At 71.1% G+C, this 301-nt stretch carries 1 pseudogene; it reads right to left on the bottom strand.

Annotation, left to right across the window (positions count from 1 at the left end):
• Positions 1-301 (bottom strand): annotated as a pseudogene (locus AC5Y5B_RS25260) (MCE-family protein MCE1A); the annotation flags it as partial.

Here is a 301-nt window from a genome sequence, read left to right as displayed (position 1 = left end):
TCCAGGTGGTTGTAGGGCGCGAGGCTGTTGCCGGTGTCCATGATCAGCTCCGGCGCGGGCCACAGATCGCGGGTGACCTTCTGCCAGCACCCCGGCGCGCCACCGGGCCCGCCGCGGCCGTTCACGCGCGGCAGGTTCTCGGGCCAGATGTAGGGGTTGGGCGCACCGCCCACGACTCCGGCGACACCGCCGACCAGCGACGCGATGACGGGCACCGCGGACACCGGGTTGGCGATCAACCCCAGCCCGGAGAGCACCTCGGTGTCCATGTTCAGCGAGTAGCCGTTGAAACCGCCCTCGG

This window comes from Mycobacterium sp. NGS33 (genome assembly GCF_059812885.1).
This window is presented reverse-complemented; position numbering and strand designations above follow the sequence as displayed.